Genomic DNA, 18,187 nt, shown 5'->3' on the forward strand with positions numbered 1-18,187 from the left:
TGGCTTTATCGCCTCATGGTGGCACCCCAATGGGACCGTCCGGACTGGACCCCTCAGGCGGCTTTGAATTGCCGGACGTCGACTCTCTCGACACCGCGGCCGCCGATCTCACGACGCATTCGGCCGCCTTCCAAAGCGGTTTGGACGCCGCCGCCCAAACATGGTCGGGATTAGGATCCTCCTATGTTTCGGAGGAGTCCCCGACCGTTCTGGCCGCGTTCAGCAAGGTTCCACCTCTGGCGGCAAGGGTCTCCAGTGACGCCCAGCTGACCTCCAAGGCACTGACGACGTTCTCTTCCACCTGCCGCGACCTGCGGCAGCGGCTTGAGGCCTACGGCCGAAGCGTCCGGGAGCTGGATACGGACATTGATGTCTTCCCGACGTCTGTTGAGAAGAAAACAATGGTCAAAGACCAGCAAATCACCACCCAGGTCCAGCAGCACTGGAGCGGCGATGCCGACTTGACCGGCCGCCGCAACGCACTCGCAGCCGAAGTTCAGGCCATCCATAACGACTATCTGAATGCGCAGGACACGTGCGCCGCCGCCATGGCAGCAGTGTCAGGGGCGGAGGTTCACCGCTCGGAACGTCTCCAGCATACTGACCTCCGATCCGGGAACTGGATCACTGAGGGGCTGTTCAACGCGGGAACACTTTTCGGGATCCAAAATGACCAGGACCAAAACCCTTGGGGCCAGCAAACCGTCCCTTACCGTCCCAACGGCGTCCTCGGAGAACTGTATGGATTTGGTGCCGGCGCAGTGATGCTGGTCGACGGTGTATGGTCGCTGCTCCCTGTTCTGAGTAACAAGGCGAAGAATGACGGCGCCATGGCGGGCCTCAGAACCTTGGCCACCACTGACCCCCGCTCGGTTGACTGGGGTGCGGTGGGGGCAGGCATCATTCACGCCGAGGACGCCGAGACGAACGCCGGCTGGGCCGCCGGTGCCAATGTATTCGGCCTGGCATCGCTACTGGTCCCGGCACTAGGCGTAGGCAAAGCCGGGACAGTCGCCAGCAAGGCCGGATCGGTCGCGGAAAAAATCAGCATCGCGACCACGGGCCGGCTCTCGGCAGGGATGGGCAGTGCAGCCCAGGGTCTCTATAGCACCGGTGCTTTCCTCTCCAAACCCGGGTCGCTCGCCCTGAAGGTCTCCGACCTGGTTATGCCCCAAACGACCGTTAAAGTCATGGACACGATCACAGCTATGAAGGTCAACGCCTGGATGGCGTTGGACAAGTTGCCCGCGGCCGTGGATCACGCAGCTACCCGCGCCTCGGACGGCTTGGCGACCGTCTTGCGTGCCACTGATCAAGCACTGGACCAGGCGTTCCCGAAAGTTGCGCCAGCTGGGATTAGCAGCGGGCTCGGGCAGGGACCGCTGGGACGGATGGCGGATTCCTTGTCCTCAGCTGTTCCGACGGACCACCTCCCGGGAGGCGGTCGCGCTCCGGCCGGGCACGTCCCGGGAACAGCAACCACGACACCAGTTGTCGCCCCTGTCGAGCACTTCCCGAAGCCCGAAACTATTGAACGGACGATCACCCTCGAGCGCGGTCATAGGAATTTCCCGGTCAGCGTAAGGGACAACTTCGCGGCCCGCACCGGCCTGGAGCCGAACACCGAGTACGTGGTGGAACACCGGTCCAGGATGAACCACGTGACGGGCAAGGCCGTCGACTCGGTCGAAAAGTACTACACGGATGCCACCGGAAGGGTCGTGAGGGTCGACACGTACGCGGGGATCCGTGGTGCCTGGTCACCTGAACTTAATAAGCCGGTGCCGAACGTCACGTACAACGTGGTGGCGAAGGTGGACGGTGGACTGGATAACACCTTCACGTACACCACGGACGCCGCCGGACACGCCCAAAGAGTATCGGGAAGGATCACCTCGACCTTCGCCGGCGACATGAACCGCAACGCCTGGCAACAACTCCTCGCGGGGAAGAGGGTGGGCGGCTTGGGCTACGAAGGCGGGCATTCAGCGCCTTCATTCCTCGGGGCCCCGGGCGAACGGATCGGCCTCTTCGCGCAGCACCAGTTCCAGAACCGCGGTGCCGGTGACTCCAATATCAGCGAGGGTGAAGCGAAGTTCTTCGAGGTGGAAAACCGCATTCGTGATGACGCGAAGAAGCGGTTGCAGACGGGGAAACCCCTAGACTTGAAGTGGGCCATGAGTACCCCATCAGGCGGGAAACCTGGGTTACCCGACACATTCACGCTCACACATTGGTTTGACGATGAGGTTCCTGAAAGGGTTCCTTTCAATAATCTTATGAAATAGGAGGCCGAACATGTCAGACGGAACCGTTGTGACGAGCGCACTTATCCGGGAAGGTCTCGAGAAGCTGCAGGCGGAAACCTTTGCTGAAGGAGGCTTAGGATTTGGCGCTGACGAAGTGATCAGTACCTCCGTTATTCAGCAAGGCATGGCCAGGCGGTATGAAAACGTTCTACGCGATGGTACGTGGGGATTCTGCGATGGCTTCATTGACTTCTCGCACGAGCTGATGGATGCGTGGTTACTTGATGTCAGAAGCAGTCTCTATGTCCCCGGACGGGGGACCTACAAGACCTATCGTGTTCATCTCTTTCCCAATGCCGTCGGCTGGCTGGAAGTTTTCGATGAAGAGATCCTGACCAAGGGAATATTCGGTAGGCCTGAAGACGGGAATCGCCCGGCGAACGCAGCGGACGTCCGGTCGGAACTGAAGGCGTTTCCGCGGACCGTGGACAACATTCCGCAATGGATGTGGGACGCTCTGCGTGCCGAAGGCATTACGCCGCCGGTGTACAACTCTGAATTGAAGACCGTGGATTGGGACAACAAGCGGCTCCCGGTCACTGACTCAGGCACGGATTTCTCGGCTGATCCGGTCATTATTGACGCGTCCAAAGAGCCTGGCATCTTTTCTAAGATTGGGGCGAAGCTCTTCGGGAGCTAAGTCCGAAGGAACGCTGTGGTGGTGGGGACCCTGGTCAGGAGGAAGCCGAGCCCATCTACGAATCCTGCGGTTACGCTCGCGTCCATTCGCTCATCCTCGGCGTTCCGCCGGGCGCCATGACTGTCGCCAGAATCCAGAGACCGACAATGGGGGGAAGAAGGTCTTGACGCGTGGCGAGAGGGAACTCGATGCGGCTCATGTGCGCAGAGGGCTTTGTTCAGGCGTGTACCGATCTCGCGACTCAGACAATTTTGGCGTATGGGAATGATGTGAGCCAGGTACCCAGCTGGCCGGAGCCTGAACGCTCCGGTCTGTCTGCAGAGAAGCGACCTCCGCTTCCGTTGATTTCCTGAAGATCTTGGGCCACTGACCTTCGATTGTGAACCGTCCCGGTGGTCGTGCCGCAGTTGTGCGAGATCCCGAGGAGGTCACGAAGAGGTTGCCACATGCGGAATCGAGCATGTGGGGCATCATGGTGGCCTGCAGCCTGCTGTACCGACTTGACGAGGAGGCCCGTGCGCTCGGGGTGGCGACGGAAGTGTGGGCATGGAAAACGGACAGTGGACCCGCTCTCCAGGCCGGCTTCGAACATCGGCCTGAACGGCGTGAGACCAGGCCAATTCAGTGCAAGCACGTGGCGGAACGCTGCCCTTGAGCCACGTACGTGTGGAGCAGGGCAAGCGGGGTGATTCGCGTAGGAAGGACCCATCTCCCAGTTAAACATTCTCTGGTGCAAACTGCGGTGCTTCTGCCTAGGCAAGTCATGACTTTGTTGCATAGGAGGGATACCAGAAATCTCCCGGGAAGACGCGGTTCTTTGGGCTGCCCACTTCTGGGAAGGGTGCTTCGGCTACCCACCTCTGAGAAGAAGCTTGGGTCGGGCTTGGTGCTCTTGGATGCCCCGGGGTCGGGGCTTTTATCAGTTCCCCTAACGGTGGGTCGGGTCGACACATGCCAGGCGCGGGGCAACAACAGTCAAAATGGCTGGTGGCGATCTGCTCGTCGCGGTCGCGGCCGCAGGCCAGTATCCCCGGCACATCGCGGGAAGGGCTGCTCGGCCGGGCCGTCGCGGCGGGAGGCGCTAGTATTGCAACCGGCCTGTCCCTTCCCGGCATAAGTGCTCCTCGGCCTCGGCATAGGGTTCCCAAGACCCAGTGGGTGTGCGGAAGGCTCCATATCCAGAGTTTCGCTTACCCCCTTGCACGCGTGCGAGCCCCGGAGGATACTACAAGGTCTGAACGGAGAGGAAAGAGCCGTGGCACCCGCGCTAATTGCAGTCTTCGGGAGTAATCGCCCCTCCGACAATGAGCCTGAGGCAGCGAGACTCTTCGGAAGAGCGATAGCGCGTCAGGGGGCCATCGTTCTGACTGGCGGCACGTGGATAAATCCCGCCACCCAGATTAAGGACATCGCGATCGTGGCCGCTGGGGAAAGTAACACCACCGCCGACGCCCCGGTGTGGATCGGAGTCGCGAACGAGCCTTCGCCCGCGCCGTGGATTGAATCGCATCGGGGCGGCGTGTTGACGCCAGGCGGAAACCACGAGCGCAACTTCGTTGAAGCATGTCTGTGCCACGCCGCGATCGCCATCGGAGCCAGCGACGGGACGTCGTCCGAGGCCATATTCGCCCTCTACCTTCACCGCCCCGTCGCACTAGTGAACGTTCCTAACACAGCCGGTCGCGAGGCGACGATGCGGACTCTCAAAACAGCGGCACTCAATCGAATCAAGTCGACTGAGCACGGGGATCCGGTTCGGAGGGGGATCCGCCAAGCCTATAGTTGGGCAGATAGGCCCGACAACGACTTCTGGTGTCAGCCCCTCCCGCGGACGGATGAAGACGCGGACGCGATCGTCAAGAAGCTCCTCGGAACCATCGGCCAGGTTGCGGACAGACCGGCCTGGCACACCCTCGATAACGCGCGGGCGTGGGCCGCGTTCGTTGAAGCGTCGATGACCGCAGCCGGGAGATGACCGCCACCGGGCTCTAAGCAAATTCGAACTGGATCCACCGTGATGGAGTGCAGATGATCGAGCGCATCAGCTTCGGAACTGCGCAGGTAGAGGGGGATCCCTCCGGGTCAAGCGGACGCAGGGGGAGCGGCTAACTGTCAGCTCAGGCGTCTCTGGGAGGCAGGCCGAGGATCTCGGAGGCGTAGCCGCATTCGCGTTTCAATGCGATTGCCATGACCGAGACAACCATCTGACGCTTATCAGGAAGCCTTCTCCTTCACCCTTCTGGGGGTATTGCTCGGTACCTTCATCGTGACTGCTTAGCTGGTCGTCCCTGGAGAAAGGTACTGGGCACAGCACCTGCACCACACCAAACACGCAGGGAAGATCGTCGCCTTTTCATCGGTGGGACCGCGGAGGACACCGAGATGATGTGGTAATCGCGAATTTCGGGGCTGATGCTCACCAAAGTTATCGAATCCGACTACCCAGAGGAGGTCGCGGGCGGGTGCGCTCAGCAACTACATCGGGTACTACTTCGGGTTTGTCAGCGCCGGTCGAAAAGTGAGCCGTTTCGTGGGTTGAAAAGTGAGCCACGTTGACGTTGGTTATTCTGCCGTATTTTCCGGTCTTGTCGAGGGCAGAGAGTCTGTCCGTGTGTGCTTGAGCCGGTAGCTGGAGCCTTTGAGGGTGACGACTTCGGCATGGTGGACGATGCGGTCGACCATGGCCGAGGCTACGACCTGGTCACCGAACACGTCTCCCCAGCGGGCGAACGGCAGGTTCGAGGTCAGGATCAGCGAGGCGTGCTCGTAGCGTGAGGAGACGAGCTGGAAGAACAGGTTCGCGGCGTCCTGCTCGAACGGGATGTAGCCAACCTCATCGACGATGATCAGCCCGTAGCGGCGCAGCCGAACCAGTTCCTGCGGCAGCCGCCCGCCCTGATGCGCAGCTTGGAGCCGGGCGACCCAGTCGATGGCGTCGCGAACAGGACCCGGTGGCCCAGCTGGGTGGCCCGCAGCCCCAACCCGGTTGCAAGGTGGGTTTTCCCGGTTCCGGGCGGCCCGAGCAGGACGACGTTGGACGCCTCGGTGAGGAACGCACCGGTGGCCAGGTGCGCGATGGTGTCGCGTTTGAGGCCGGGCTGATGGTCGAAGCTGAAGTCCTCGAGCGACTTGCGGGCAGGAAACCCGCCTGCCCGGGCACGGGCTTCGGCTCCGGAGGCTTCTCTGGCGGCGACTTCCCGGGACAGGACCGCGGCAAGGTATTCCTCATGGGTCCAGCCGGTCTCGCGGGCCTGGTCCGCGAGCCTGGCTGCCGCTTCCCGGATCCGTGGGGCCTTCATCGCGCGGGAGTAGTACTCGATCTGGCCGGCGGTTTCTTTCGCGTTGGTCATCATGCGACCTGCCCGTCATCAAGGACGACACCGAACGCCCGGTCGTAGTCAGCCAGGTCCCGCAGCCCGGCCGCGTCGCCATCCGGGGCCGGGTTTTGGAAGGCTTTCCGCAACGTCCGGGCGGCCTCGACATGGTCCGGATCGGTGACGGTCAACCCCGTGCCCCAGGATCTTGTGTGGCTTCCGACGCAGCGCCCGTCCAGGCTGATCATGACGGTTTCCAGGTCCGCGGTGACATCGACGAACCTGCCGATCGCCTGCGGATGCACGGAGTAGTCGTTGGACCCCATCCGGACGTAGTAGTCCCGCGGGAGCCGGACCCGGGCCGCGAACCCGGTCACGGGCGGAACCGGCGGCAGCCCCAGCATCGCGGCCTTGTCCTGGCCGATCAGCTCCGCAGGCCTCGCACCTGTCCGCCGGACCAGCCGGGCATGGGCCCTGGGCAGCCACTGACCGAGCTGGGCATTGAAATCCTCCGGCGATACGAAGGCCCGGCCGGGCAGGAACGAGGTCTCCAGGAACTGGTTCGCCCGCTCCACCACTCCCTTGCTCTCCGGATCATAAGGCTTGACCTGCACGATCCTCGTGGCGAGGACCCCGGCGAACGCCGCGACCCCCGCGGCATAACTGTTCCGCCGCCCGATGCCGGCTTCGTTGTCCCAGATCAGCCGCCGCGGAACCGCACCCAGGGACCCGATCAGCTCCCACATCCCGGCCAACAGGTCCCCGGTCATCCGCGACGGGAGCATCCGGGCCATGATGAACCGCGAATGCGAGGACACCATCACCAGCACCGGCAAAACCCTCGGCTTCCCGCCACCGACCGGTATCCGCACCTCCGGGAACCACAGGTCGCACTGCGCCTGATCCCCGGGTTCGTAACTGATCCGGTCCGCGGGATCGGCAGGGGCATACTCCGGCCGGATCCTGGCCACGTTCTCCCGGAACCACGCCGGGGACCCGGACCAGCCCACACGCTCCGCCAACACCGTCGCCGGCATCCGCGGGTTCTCCCTCAACAAGGCCCTGATCGCCGGTTCCGCCGCCTTGATCCCGGAGTCCTGCGGCGCACGCACATAGGTCGGCGGACCATCGGCGCTAACCGCTTTCGCGACGGTGTTCCGGGAAATACCCAGCCGCGTCGCTATCGACCTCATCGACTCACCCTCGGCAAGATGCAACCGCCGAATAAGCGCCCAATCCTCCACTGTGATCACCCACCCAATCGTTTGGAACGGGTGGCTCAGTTTTCAACCGTCAATATGGCTCAGTTTTCGACCGTCACCGACAGGGTTCGGCGACGTTCCGTGGGCATGGTTCCAATGCGGACCCCATCCAGTGGGATAATATGCCCGTTTCAGCCGAAATTGGTATCGGGCGGTACAGTGCTCTGATTCTGTCGTAGTACGAGCTATGGAGGTTTTGAAAGGAGTAGTGTCGAGGCCGTGGACGGGGGCAGGATTCCCACTGCTCTCGTAGGTCCAAGCGGCGATTGCCTAGATAAGTTGGCGCAGTCGAGTGTTTTTACCGAGCGTAAACCAGTCGGTATTCCCTTTCTTTTTCGCCGGTGCCCCTGTCGCTTGTGTCAGTTGGCAGGCGCAGACTCCAATTCACGCTGACTTCTGCCCTGTCGAGCAGGTCCTTAAGGGCGTCCGTTGTGACGTTCCCGCGTTCCGAGTTAGAGAGTCAACGCGGCCCCCCCGGGGAATCATGTCAAGATGCCCGCCTGGGATGGATCGTGGAATCGTTTGATTTTGCCCGGATCGCTGGCTGCGGTGTCGCGGAGTGTTTGGCGGTGGTCAGGGTCAGGAGTTCCGCGCAGAGGGCTTGGATCTGGCGCTGTAGCGCGGCGGGATTGAGTGGCTTGTTTTGGCGTTTTAGCCGGGCTTTCACGTCCCGTGAGACGGTGCCCTTGTATGCCAGAACGCTGGAACGGGGTCGCGGGCCGGTCGTATTTCTTGCTCATCTTCGCGCCCGTGCGGACCTTCCCGATCAGTTTCTGCTGGGGCAGAAAGTGGTTGGTCAGCAGTCGCTGCAGCGCCCAGATCCGGTTCAGCAGCTCCAGCTCGGAGGCCGTGTCGTAGCGGTGGTAGCCGACGGTCTGGCGCACGATGTGCCAGTTCTTCTGCTCCACGTGCGCCCCGTCATTCTTGTTCCCGGACCGGGATCGGGTGAACGTCAGTTTCTCCTGCTCGCACCACGCCAGCAGTTCCCAGTTGATGAATTCAGAACCGTTGTCCGAATCGATGCCCACGATCGGGAATGGAAACGCGGCCGTGACGTCCTTGATCGCGGCGAACACCCACTTCTGGGCCTTGTTCTTCACCGACCGGGTCTCCGTCCAGCCCGTCGCGATGTCCGTGATGTCAAGCGGGAAGCAGAACTCGCCCCTGCTGTTCCCGCCCTCGTGGCCGACCGGATCGATCTCCACGAACCCGGGCACCGCATCGTCCCATTCGGCCCAGGTCCGCATCGGGATCGAGTCCTTCAACACAGTCCCGGGCTTGGTATGGGACCGGCCCCGCGGCTCCAGCTTCGTCCGGTCCTGCTTCAGCCGGCGGTCAATGGTTGCCGGGGCGATCTTCAGCAGCAAAGCCTCCGTCGCGTCATCAATCTCCAGCTCTTGGAACCGGCGCAGGCGCGGCACCAGATCCGGCAGCGCAGCCGCCAGCAGCCTCCCGCACGACGTTCCCTGCACGGCCCAGCAGAACCGCAACGCCTCGATGACCTCCTCGCCATACAGCGGCGGCCGCGGCGCCCGGGCCCTGGCAGGCCGCAGCACCAGCGCACGGCGCAACGCCTTCCGTGCGTGATCCCGGTGCCACCCCGTCACCGCACACAGCTCATCCAGAATCGCCTTCTTGGCCGTCCGTGACGAGCGCACATAACGGGTCGCGATGGCCTTCGTAACAGCACGGCGTTCACTCATCGAAAGCTCCATGGTTCACAGTGCCGCGCCCGCGATCACCGGCCCGGCGGACACACCGCTACGCGGGCATTCCTAGATGCTTCCCCGAATCCAGCTAGGCGGGCATCTTTGATGAGTCAACGCGCGGTGTTGCTTTCAGTCCTCTTCACTGCCAAAATGCTCTCTATCAAACTCACGTTCGTGACAGGTCGAGATCTCCCTGTCGAACTGGCCACCTGTGCCAAGAATCCGGAACCCCCACATTGAAGTCCTTGAAACACAGGAAGGGGTGAAGTTAGTCCGCAGAATACACATTCGTATTGCTGCTTGCCGCGCATAAGGCGCTCGAATTATGCGGCTACTGTCTGGCGAGAGCGGCATCCTCGTGTGACCGCCCGTACCTCGTCTAAATCTATTCGTTCAACTGCAGCCTGACACTGGAGGAAATTAGATGTCCATCCAATCATTTTCTCCCCCTCTGGACGTAACTTGGGTCCGACTTGCCTATTCCAGAGATATGATTGACACCAATTTCGGTGACTTTGAATTTGGCGCCAAATGGCGGTCCTCTCTTGCCGTCTACTACTATCTGGTGCCTAGGGAGGAGACGGCGGACGACTACCCCAATTCGCGTATTGTCTACTTGAAGCTGACATGCAGCATTACCGGCTACAACCCCTCGGAAGACCTCTCCGGAGCTCAACAATTGAGAGAAGACTCGGGGGCACTTGATGACCTTCAGCGATCTACTTGGGAAGTCATCACTTCTAGTGGTTGGTCCACCCAATACTGGCCTTGCCTTGGCGCCATTATGCAATTGGCGGTCTATCCCAGTGACAGGGAGGGCGCTTCGCCGGACGACTACCCATACATCATGGACTTCGAGCCTAAGAAGCGAGAAATGTACGAGGCAGTGTCAGAAGGCGGGGAATATCTATCTGGCAGTGCGTCGAAGACGGAGATCACCAAGGGAAGTACCAGCGTAACTGCTACAGAACTCTCGGCATCCGGAGGCTTCAGCATTGGTCCCATCGGTGGTGGGGCGTCAGTATCCCACAGTTGGAGCGATACCACCATAAATCAAAACACCACGGACACCTCGCGGGAGAAGCGCGAAACGTTGAGCAAAACCACCCAGAGCAGCCAGATGTATCAACTGTTCAACGGCTACCACCTTGGAAGTAACCGTGCCCTGTTCGTCATCGCACCCAGGCCGCATACGGTGTCTGACCAAGCAAGCACAGAGTTCAACCTGATAGCGGGAGAACGCAAACTCGAAGGCGTACAAGAAGTGTTCGTTGTTGTCCACATGCCCCATGACCTATCGGGCTTTTGCGTACAGGCTGGACTCGACACCGGGCACGAGGTAACGACTAGTGTGGCGGCTCACTCATATGTCGCCCGACGCTACGACGACGGCGCTCCCACGCAACGAAATGGAGAAGAAATACCAGAGCCGGACCCGACTCCCCCTCCTGTCGAGCCGCCGCCTCCGCCATCCACCCCCATCCGGCAGTTGGTGATCACGCGCCGTGTTGTGCAGAGTTGCGGCACATTCGACGAGAATGATCGTCTGAACATCCAGCGGATCGAGGGGGCAGGCAGGCCCACCGTTCCTCCCGTTGTGGGTGAGATTACCTACGCGGACACTGGGGCCGCCCGCAGCGCCTCATATCGATTGGCCAAGGACGCGTCACGGAATGGTCGTGCAAAAGTTGCCGACGCACTAAACGTTGTTCAAAGTCACGTCAACCGCCTAATGCTTGCTCGCGCTACTAGCGTTGGCTATGAGCCACGAGAACTGGTCGAGACCGACACGTTCAAGTCACTGGTGGCTAATGCGAAAAGACAAGATGCCACTCCGATACAAAAAGTCGCGGAAGCCGGGCACCTAACTGAAGAGGACCTCAAGGATCTCGAAGCGCGCAAGATTCGAACTATGAGTGACCTTTTTGCCATCAACATGAACGAGGAAGACTCTATCGCTACAGCCGAGATCCGTCGGCGGGTCATCGACAAGCTAACGGCCCCTTCGCAGCAGGTGGAGTGAGGGAAAGGGAAGGCAATGCCCGGTCCGAGCAATCAGGGAACGAACCCGGGGACCACTCCCGACACACACGAAGACTTGCCCCCATCCGGAGAGCTCTCCAACATGAGCGACGGACAAATAAGGGCAGAGTTGCGAACTCACTACCTCAGGATCGGGGAAGATGCAGCCGTCGTCTTTGCGGAAGATGAGAATCACCCGATCAAAGACCTAGCGGCGTTCAAGGACTTCCTCCTGAAAAACGTTTGGAGACGCAATAGCAGCGATCCGGCTTTCCGCCCTCGATTCGAACGATTGCAGCAACAGGTTGTGGACGAAGTCGGTCCCGACCTCTTTGGTTACGTATCCGACGGACCCCCCACTATATCTAAATTCCATGACACCACCCCGACGCGGGGGAACGTCGCGCAGGCAGCGGACCCGGTGCAGCTATTTGATGGAGATTTCCGCTACAGTACTGTGGACTTCCAGCTAAACGGCGCCGGCATTGATCTCGTATTTGCACGCACATATTCCCAACTCACCAACTACCGAGGTCCCCTGGGGGAAAAATGGGATCATAGCTACAACCTTTGGATCCGCGTGGATACGGGAGGCGCCACTCTCCACCGATCAACCGGTGCACTAGCAGAAGAGACATTCACTCGGCATGAGACTCATGCTTACTGGGTTCCTCCGCCCGGCGTGCACGGCGTAGTGACCGAGGGTAATGACTCCCTAATCTTCAGCCGAAGTGATCGCAGTAGCATTACCTACGAGCAGCAACCTGGCATGTCAGAACTCGTGTACCTAGCAACGAAAATTGTCGATCGTTTCGGCAACGCCCTCACCCTTGAGTATACGGACGGACTCCTCTCTCGAATGTTCGTGAATGAGCCGAGCCGACGGTTGGAGTTCCGATACAACGATCAGTTCTTGACTGCCATCCGTGACTACACTGGGCGCACGTGGCAGTATCACTTCGGTTCTGAAGCTGATCTCGTCGGCATGACTTTGCCGGCTACTCGAGCACAACCACGGGGTGCCACTACGGAGTACGGTTACATGAGTGTTGCCACCGCGGCGCCTGACATGGCTCATCATCTAACGTCCATATTGGATCCCGACGGCAGGATCCGCCTGGAGAACGAGTACGGTACAGACAGGGGACTGCTTAACTATCGGCGGTTGGTGGCCCAGCGACAAGGTAGCGGCCAAGTCGATATGGATTACTCCGACGTGGTAGAGGACTTCGCGTTGCCCTACGCCGAGCACGAATTACCTCGTCATCAGACCATTGTCACCGAGCGTGACGGCCAAATAACCCGGCACTTATTTAACGCTTATGGCAACTTGTTGATGCACGAGGAAGTTGCACGGATCGATGGGCTCCCACGGCTCCTGACGACCCACTACCGATATAACCGCGACGGCAACCTCACCGCTGTGATGAGTCCGCTGGGGACTCTTACGCAAGGGCTATGGGGTCGTGACCTGTACGACCGCCGGTTTCCCGTCCAGGAGGGTACAAGGCCGGAACAAGATAACAATCTTACGCCTACAGCCCGTTTAACGTTCGGCAACCTCCTCACCGTGGTCAAAAGAACCAAGGGGCTAGATTTGGGACAACTGGGCCAAATTGCTGGCCTCTGGTCCAGTGAAGTCTTCCCCGACATTTTTGGTGCTGGAGGGGATGACGTGATCCAAAAGTTCACGTATGAACCTGAGGCCGGTCAAGTGCTAACTGCATCCGACCCAAGGGTCACGACCTCCCCGGATCCGGACGCTGAGGAGGACAATGAGTACAACCGCAGGATGACGCGGTATACCTACGCAAACGGGCCCATTTCCGGACGCTTGGAATTTGTCGACTTGCCAACCCCGACGCTGCCCGATGGTAACCCTGGACAGCCGGTTCGGACGCACTTTAGCGGCTATGACGACCATGGTCGGGTCGTGGAGACCATTGCTCCGAACGGGTTGCACACAGTGCACGAGTACGCACCTGATGACGCCGGCATCAAAGCAGGATTCCTGACCAGCTTCTTCGTCGACCCGGGGGGGCTCGGCCTCCGGCACTCGCTTGAACCAGACGATCTTGGCCGTACGGTCAAGCTGGCGCGTCCTTCTGCGGAATCAGCCGGCGACGGGCGTTACGTCTCATCGGTTGTCTACGATGAGCGCAGCCAGGTTCTTGAAACTGTCAGCACCCCGCCACTCTCGATTCGCACGGTGAACTCCTTCGACAGTGCCGGAAACCTTCTGCTCAGCGAGCAGGAGTTGGCCGATGCCGACGGCACCCGGACCGGGAGTCTGCTGACAGCGAGTCGGTACGACAATGAGGGACACATTGTGTACCAACGAATTGGCGATCCGACGGGAACTGACAGTAAGACTCAAAGGATGAGATTTGACGGTGCGGGTCGACCAGCCATTGTGCTCTCCGCCGTCGGCCGGATCCGCAAATTCCGCTACAACGAGCGCGGGTTAGTGTCTGCAGTGATCGATGATTTTGCTGGGGTTCATGCAGTTACTCGGCGAATTTACGACGGCGACGGGCGCCTGCAGTTACTCACCGACCCCCGAGGCTACGTGAGTCGTTATACCTACGATGCGCTGGGTCGCAACATTCAGGTCGAGGATCCCCTCGGCAATCGCTCAGTTCGGCACTTCGACAAACTAGGCAATCCTGTAGTCGAGTGCCTCTACGAAAAGCAAGATGACGATGCATTTGTGCTTGCGCAACGGCGCGCATTTGAATACGACGAACTCGGTCTTCTCATTTCTGCCGCAGCCAATCGTTTCCCCCCTCAGGCGCCAATTCAAGAAGCCGAGGTCCTTTCCTCCTATCGCAACGCTGGCCCTGGGCGAGATTTGAAGCTTCGCCTGTTCCGTGACAACTTGGGGAACATCGTCAAGGAAGTCGACCAGGACGATCGTGAATTTCCCGTCCAGGTCGACGTCCTTGGGCGGGTAGCCGCAAGATCAGATCCTTTAGGCAATGAGGTCCGCCTCAAATACGACAAGGAAGGCAACGTTGTCCGAGTGGACCGTAAAGAAGTTACTGTTGACCCGGCATCCGGAGCGGCTGTTGGTGAACAGTGGTTTGCCGAGTCCTTCTCCTTTGACGAACTGAATCGGCTGGATTCGCATCGGACCACTACCGGCACCAGCCACGTGGAGTACAACAGCCGTGGGCTACCTGTTCATCTCATTGACAGGATGGGCAATGAGACCGAGCACGACTACGACGTCTTCGGTCGCCGGAAAGAAATGCGCAGGCTGCTAGAAATTCCTGGATTCCCCGTCACGGCCATCCGGACGTCGTACTCCTACAACCTAGACGACCAACTTATCCAGTGCACCGATCATCTAGGCCACGCCACCCTGTTTAGTTATGACACAGCCGGACGGCTACGCGTTACGACGTTGGCCGATCAGACGCACGACGAGTACACCTACGATTCTGTGGGGAACGCCACGTCATACCGTGATCGCAACGGGCTTTGCCGTGATCTAATTTGGGATGCGCTAAACCGCAATACAGGCGTGATACTTGATGTGGCCACCCTCCCAGACGAGTTGATTCCCGAGGGCGCCGCCCACACTCGGTTCCAATATGACGCTCTGGACCGAGTCGTTTTGGCTACCAACGACTTCGCAGAGATCCAAATCGCATATGATTCGCTCGCTCCGGAACGCGAGTCGGTGTCATTTACCCCAGCCAGTGGCTTAGGCGGTAATCACCAGTACGTACTTTTACGGGAGACCAGTGACACCGGAGCTGTCTCCTCTTTGACGTACCCTTCCGGCCGTTCAGTCCGATTCCACCGAGACCCGCTGGACCGAGTGGTTGCAGTCGAGCAGACTAGTCGCGGCCAAGGTTATCCGGGAGGTCAAGGCACGCCCGATCAGTTTATCATCGCCACCATTGATTACTCGGGGCTGAGGCCCGCACGGATCAGTAGAAGCAATGGAGTAACCACGGCTTATCGCTATGACTTTGGCGGCCGAGCTATCGACATCGAGCACGTGTCTGCCGTAGGACGGTCCCTGCACCAGCAGCAGCTTTACGATGCCGCCGGGCGAGTCTGCCAACGGCTCGAAGAAGGGCAGGTGGGGCAGGGCCAGGCAAAGCGCTTCACTTATGATTCCCTTTCTCGGCTTCGCTCCGTCCACGAGTTGGCGATACCCGGACTCCCAGATGTTTCCACCCTTGCTGCCCCTTCATTGCCCTTAGCTGACCCCGTTCCCGATCGCCAGCATGAAATCGATGCCCTGCTGACCGCTATAGGGCCATTTGCTAGCACATACACTTACGACGAGACAGACAATCGCCGCACTGCGAACACCGCTACGGGCGCCCATCTATATATGCCGAACGACCTAAATCAATACGCTGAAGTAGATGGCAATGCCGTTGCGTATGATGCCAACGGCAATCGCAAATCATACAAGAACCGTACTTATGGTTATGATTACCGGAATCAGCTCGTGACGCTTCGCGAGCAAAATCAGATCCAGCTCGAGCTCTTGCGAGACGCATTTGGGAGGATCTGTGTCGAAAGGTCGGACGCCGGGATTCGAGCCCTGTTCTATGAGGGGCGAAGCATCATCGAGGAGCACGACGCCACCGGGCCGCGGCTCAGCATCCTAAACATGGATTGCGACAATCCCTGTCTGATGTCGACTGGTGCTGGCATGGAATGGTTCCCCTTGCATGATTTGAGCAGGTCGGTACGGATCCTTTTCCGCGGAAGGGAAGTTAGCAGCAATTACGAGTACGACGACTTCGGGCAGCTACTCGCGCCGCCGGCACCGATGGATAACAACATATTTTACTTTGCAGGAATGCGGTTCGTCGGGGCCAGTAATAACTATGAATGCGGCTACCGAGCCTACGACCCCGTGGACGGACGATTCCTACAACGAGACCCCCAGGGCCTGATCGACGGTAGCAACCTGTACACTTTCGTTCGGAACGATCCCCTCAGCCTAATTGACCCAGAGGGCACGGACAGCCAGCAATCTCACCCTTCGATCGGCGCGAAGGTTGGCGCGGAGCTGGCTTACAGAAATCCTGAGGGTTTCACGCTCGCACTGGACGACAGCGTCGGTTCCGAGACTCTCCGAGATTACCGCCGGCGCATCAACAACCCCACTGACCGTGCAGTTGGCATCCGGTCCCGACTGCCTGGACAGAAGACATCGACACAAGACATCCGTCGCCGTCCTGATGTCGTCAAGCTCAAAAATGACTTCAAGGCTTCGATGGGAGGAGATTATCGACCAGATGTGCACGACATCGGCCATAGGGTCGACCTGCAGCACATAATCCGTCCGCGCCCTGGGCAGTACGCGCCCGGGGCCGACACGGTGTTGGAGTTGGGAAAGGGGCACATACTTCAACAGAAAGGGCCGAACCGATCGTTGGGCTCCCTTAATCAAAAGGCTAAGGCGCGCCAAATACGCAGCGGCGCTCCTCTGGACACGTCGGCCGGAGGCGTAGCCTTGGAGCGCGACGTCAACAAACTCTGGAACCGTCCCGGGTACCGGACCACTTGGCGACTTTTTGGTTACTACAATCTTGTGGGCGGTACCTTCGATTCTCTGACCTCCATCGGCGATGCGTTGAGCGAGGGCGACTACGCTAGCGCCGGCGTCGGCACCTCCGCCTATTTAGGCGGTGCCTTCGAGATCGGAGGGATAGTTGCCAGGTCAAGCGTTCTTTTGAACGTAGGGAGCAAGCTTGGTGCTCCCGCCGCAGTAGTTTCTTCAGCTGTTATTGGGGCGCGCATAGGCACCAATCTCTATGAGCACTACGTAAACCATGACATGTTCCTCGATGCAGGATCCTGGATGGAAGAGAAAACGGGCTCAAGAATCGCAGGTGCCTCCTTTGCTGCTTACATAGCTGTCACAGACGCGGCTGCGAAGGCACCTGAGGCGGCCTATGACTACGTCGTCGACAACGTGACTCTGGACCCTGAGGACATCGATTGGGACCGTACTCTAAGACCATGGAGGTGGTAGCCCATTAGCGACCGTTTGAACGCAGTTGGAAGGCGATCAACAACCCATCCCTCGCAAACCCATAAGCCCCGTAGGGGTCACCAGCGAGGGGTATGTGACCTACCGGGAGGAAACACTGGAGTTCTCATAGCAGGACGCGGCCGCCGGGTGGCCGAGTAGGTCATGGAGCACCACCCTGAGATTGAGGTTGGCCATTAGCGCCCAGACAATCTGCATGCCGCTTCGGCGGTCTCATTAACTATCAGCTAGAGGCTCTGACCGGCACTTCAACGTTGCGAGGACCCTACTCGGCCGCCGTGTCGACATGGCGGTGCGCAATCTTCTAGGCACCCTTCTCGCGGCGATAGACCTGCGTGACCCGCAGAACGAAGCTGCGGTGGTTCCCGTCCACCGAGGTGGAGATGTGCTCCAGGGCCGGCAGTTTACGCCATGCCGGCCCTGCACGTCGGATGTGAGCAGCTCGAAGCGGTACGAGGGGCCGTAGGAGAACTGGGCTTCAAGGCTGGTGAACAGTGCGTCGAGTTCCTGCTGGCCGAAGGCATTTCGCCAAAGGCGCCCATGACACTCACCAACTCATTGCCGGACCGAATTGCCCGGCGAGGGCCGGCGTCACCGTTGTGAAGGGCCAATTCCGCCTCGTACAACGCGGACCTTACCCAAGCCAGGAATTTGTCGGAGTCAGCCAAACAGTTAAACCCCCTCGAACCCTACAAAGTACGACTGGGTCATGATCATCCTGATGTCCGCTGTCCTTGTTGCTGCGCTGCTGGCTGTGGCCGGCACGGCCCTGGAAGCCATGTTCAACTAGGCGATGGACACGGTCGGAAAGTAGCCCGTGAACGAAACCGGTGCGGCCGCTTCCGGACGCGAGCGCGGTGCTGCCGTTGTCGACTTTGATAGCTTCCGAGAAGACGTTGGAGC

The 18,187-nt window shown here is 59.8% G+C and carries 7 protein-coding genes and 1 pseudogene; 5 read left to right on the forward strand and 3 right to left on the reverse strand.

Annotated features, from left to right (window positions below; genetic code table 11):
• The first annotated feature begins 29 nt into the window (after nucleotides 1-29).
• The 3 genes from AB0N24_RS04935 to AB0N24_RS04945 all read left to right on the forward strand — a co-directional run bounded on the left by AB0N24_RS04935 (nucleotide 30) and on the right by AB0N24_RS04945 (nucleotide 4,924).
• Entirely contained in the window at nucleotides 30-2,288 is a 2,259-nt protein-coding gene (locus AB0N24_RS04935; protein WP_364121237.1) for a hypothetical protein, read from the forward strand.
• Between the two features lie 10 nt (nucleotides 2,289-2,298).
• Nucleotides 2,299-2,949, forward strand: coding sequence for a hypothetical protein (locus AB0N24_RS04940; RefSeq protein WP_364121240.1), 651 nt, complete (start codon nucleotides 2,299-2,301; stop codon nucleotides 2,947-2,949).
• A gap of 1,255 nt (nucleotides 2,950-4,204) precedes the next feature.
• Nucleotides 4,205-4,924 carry a hypothetical protein gene (locus tag AB0N24_RS04945; RefSeq protein ID WP_364121242.1) on the forward strand — a complete coding sequence of 240 codons (720 nt, stop codon included), beginning with the start codon at nucleotides 4,205-4,207 and terminating at the stop codon, nucleotides 4,922-4,924.
• 587 nt (nucleotides 4,925-5,511) lie between these two features.
• Here the strand turns inward: AB0N24_RS04945 and istB are convergent.
• The 3 genes and pseudogenes from istB to AB0N24_RS04960 form a co-directional block, all read right to left on the reverse strand.
• Nucleotides 5,512-6,299: pseudogene (gene istB, locus AB0N24_RS04950) on the reverse strand (IS21-like element helper ATPase IstB).
• Nucleotides 6,299-7,516 (reverse strand): IS21 family transposase, encoded by a 1,218-nt coding sequence (gene istA / locus AB0N24_RS04955; protein WP_364121245.1) that lies wholly within the window; start codon nucleotides 7,514-7,516, stop codon nucleotides 6,299-6,301. Before istA ends, istB begins: the two are co-directional and overlap by 1 nt.
• 491 nt (nucleotides 7,517-8,007) lie before the next feature.
• Entirely contained in the window at nucleotides 8,008-9,228 is a 1,221-nt protein-coding gene (locus AB0N24_RS04960; protein WP_364121248.1) for a transposase family protein, read from the reverse strand.
• A 496-nt stretch (nucleotides 9,229-9,724) separates the two neighbouring features.
• On the opposite strand from AB0N24_RS04960, the gene AB0N24_RS04965 reads away from it, so the two are divergent.
• Nucleotides 9,725-11,257, forward strand: coding sequence for a hypothetical protein (locus tag AB0N24_RS04965; protein ID WP_364121251.1), 1,533 nt, complete (start codon nucleotides 9,725-9,727; stop codon nucleotides 11,255-11,257).
• A gap of 102 nt (nucleotides 11,258-11,359) precedes the next feature.
• Nucleotides 11,360-17,266 carry an RHS repeat-associated core domain-containing protein gene (locus tag AB0N24_RS04970; RefSeq protein ID WP_364121253.1) on the forward strand — a complete coding sequence of 1,969 codons (5,907 nt, stop codon included), beginning with the start codon at nucleotides 11,360-11,362 and terminating at the stop codon, nucleotides 17,264-17,266.
• The last annotated feature ends 921 nt before the right edge of the window (nucleotides 17,267-18,187 follow it).

This window comes from Arthrobacter sp. NPDC093128, from assembly GCF_040683875.1.
Classification (GTDB): domain Bacteria; phylum Actinomycetota; class Actinomycetes; order Actinomycetales; family Micrococcaceae; genus Arthrobacter.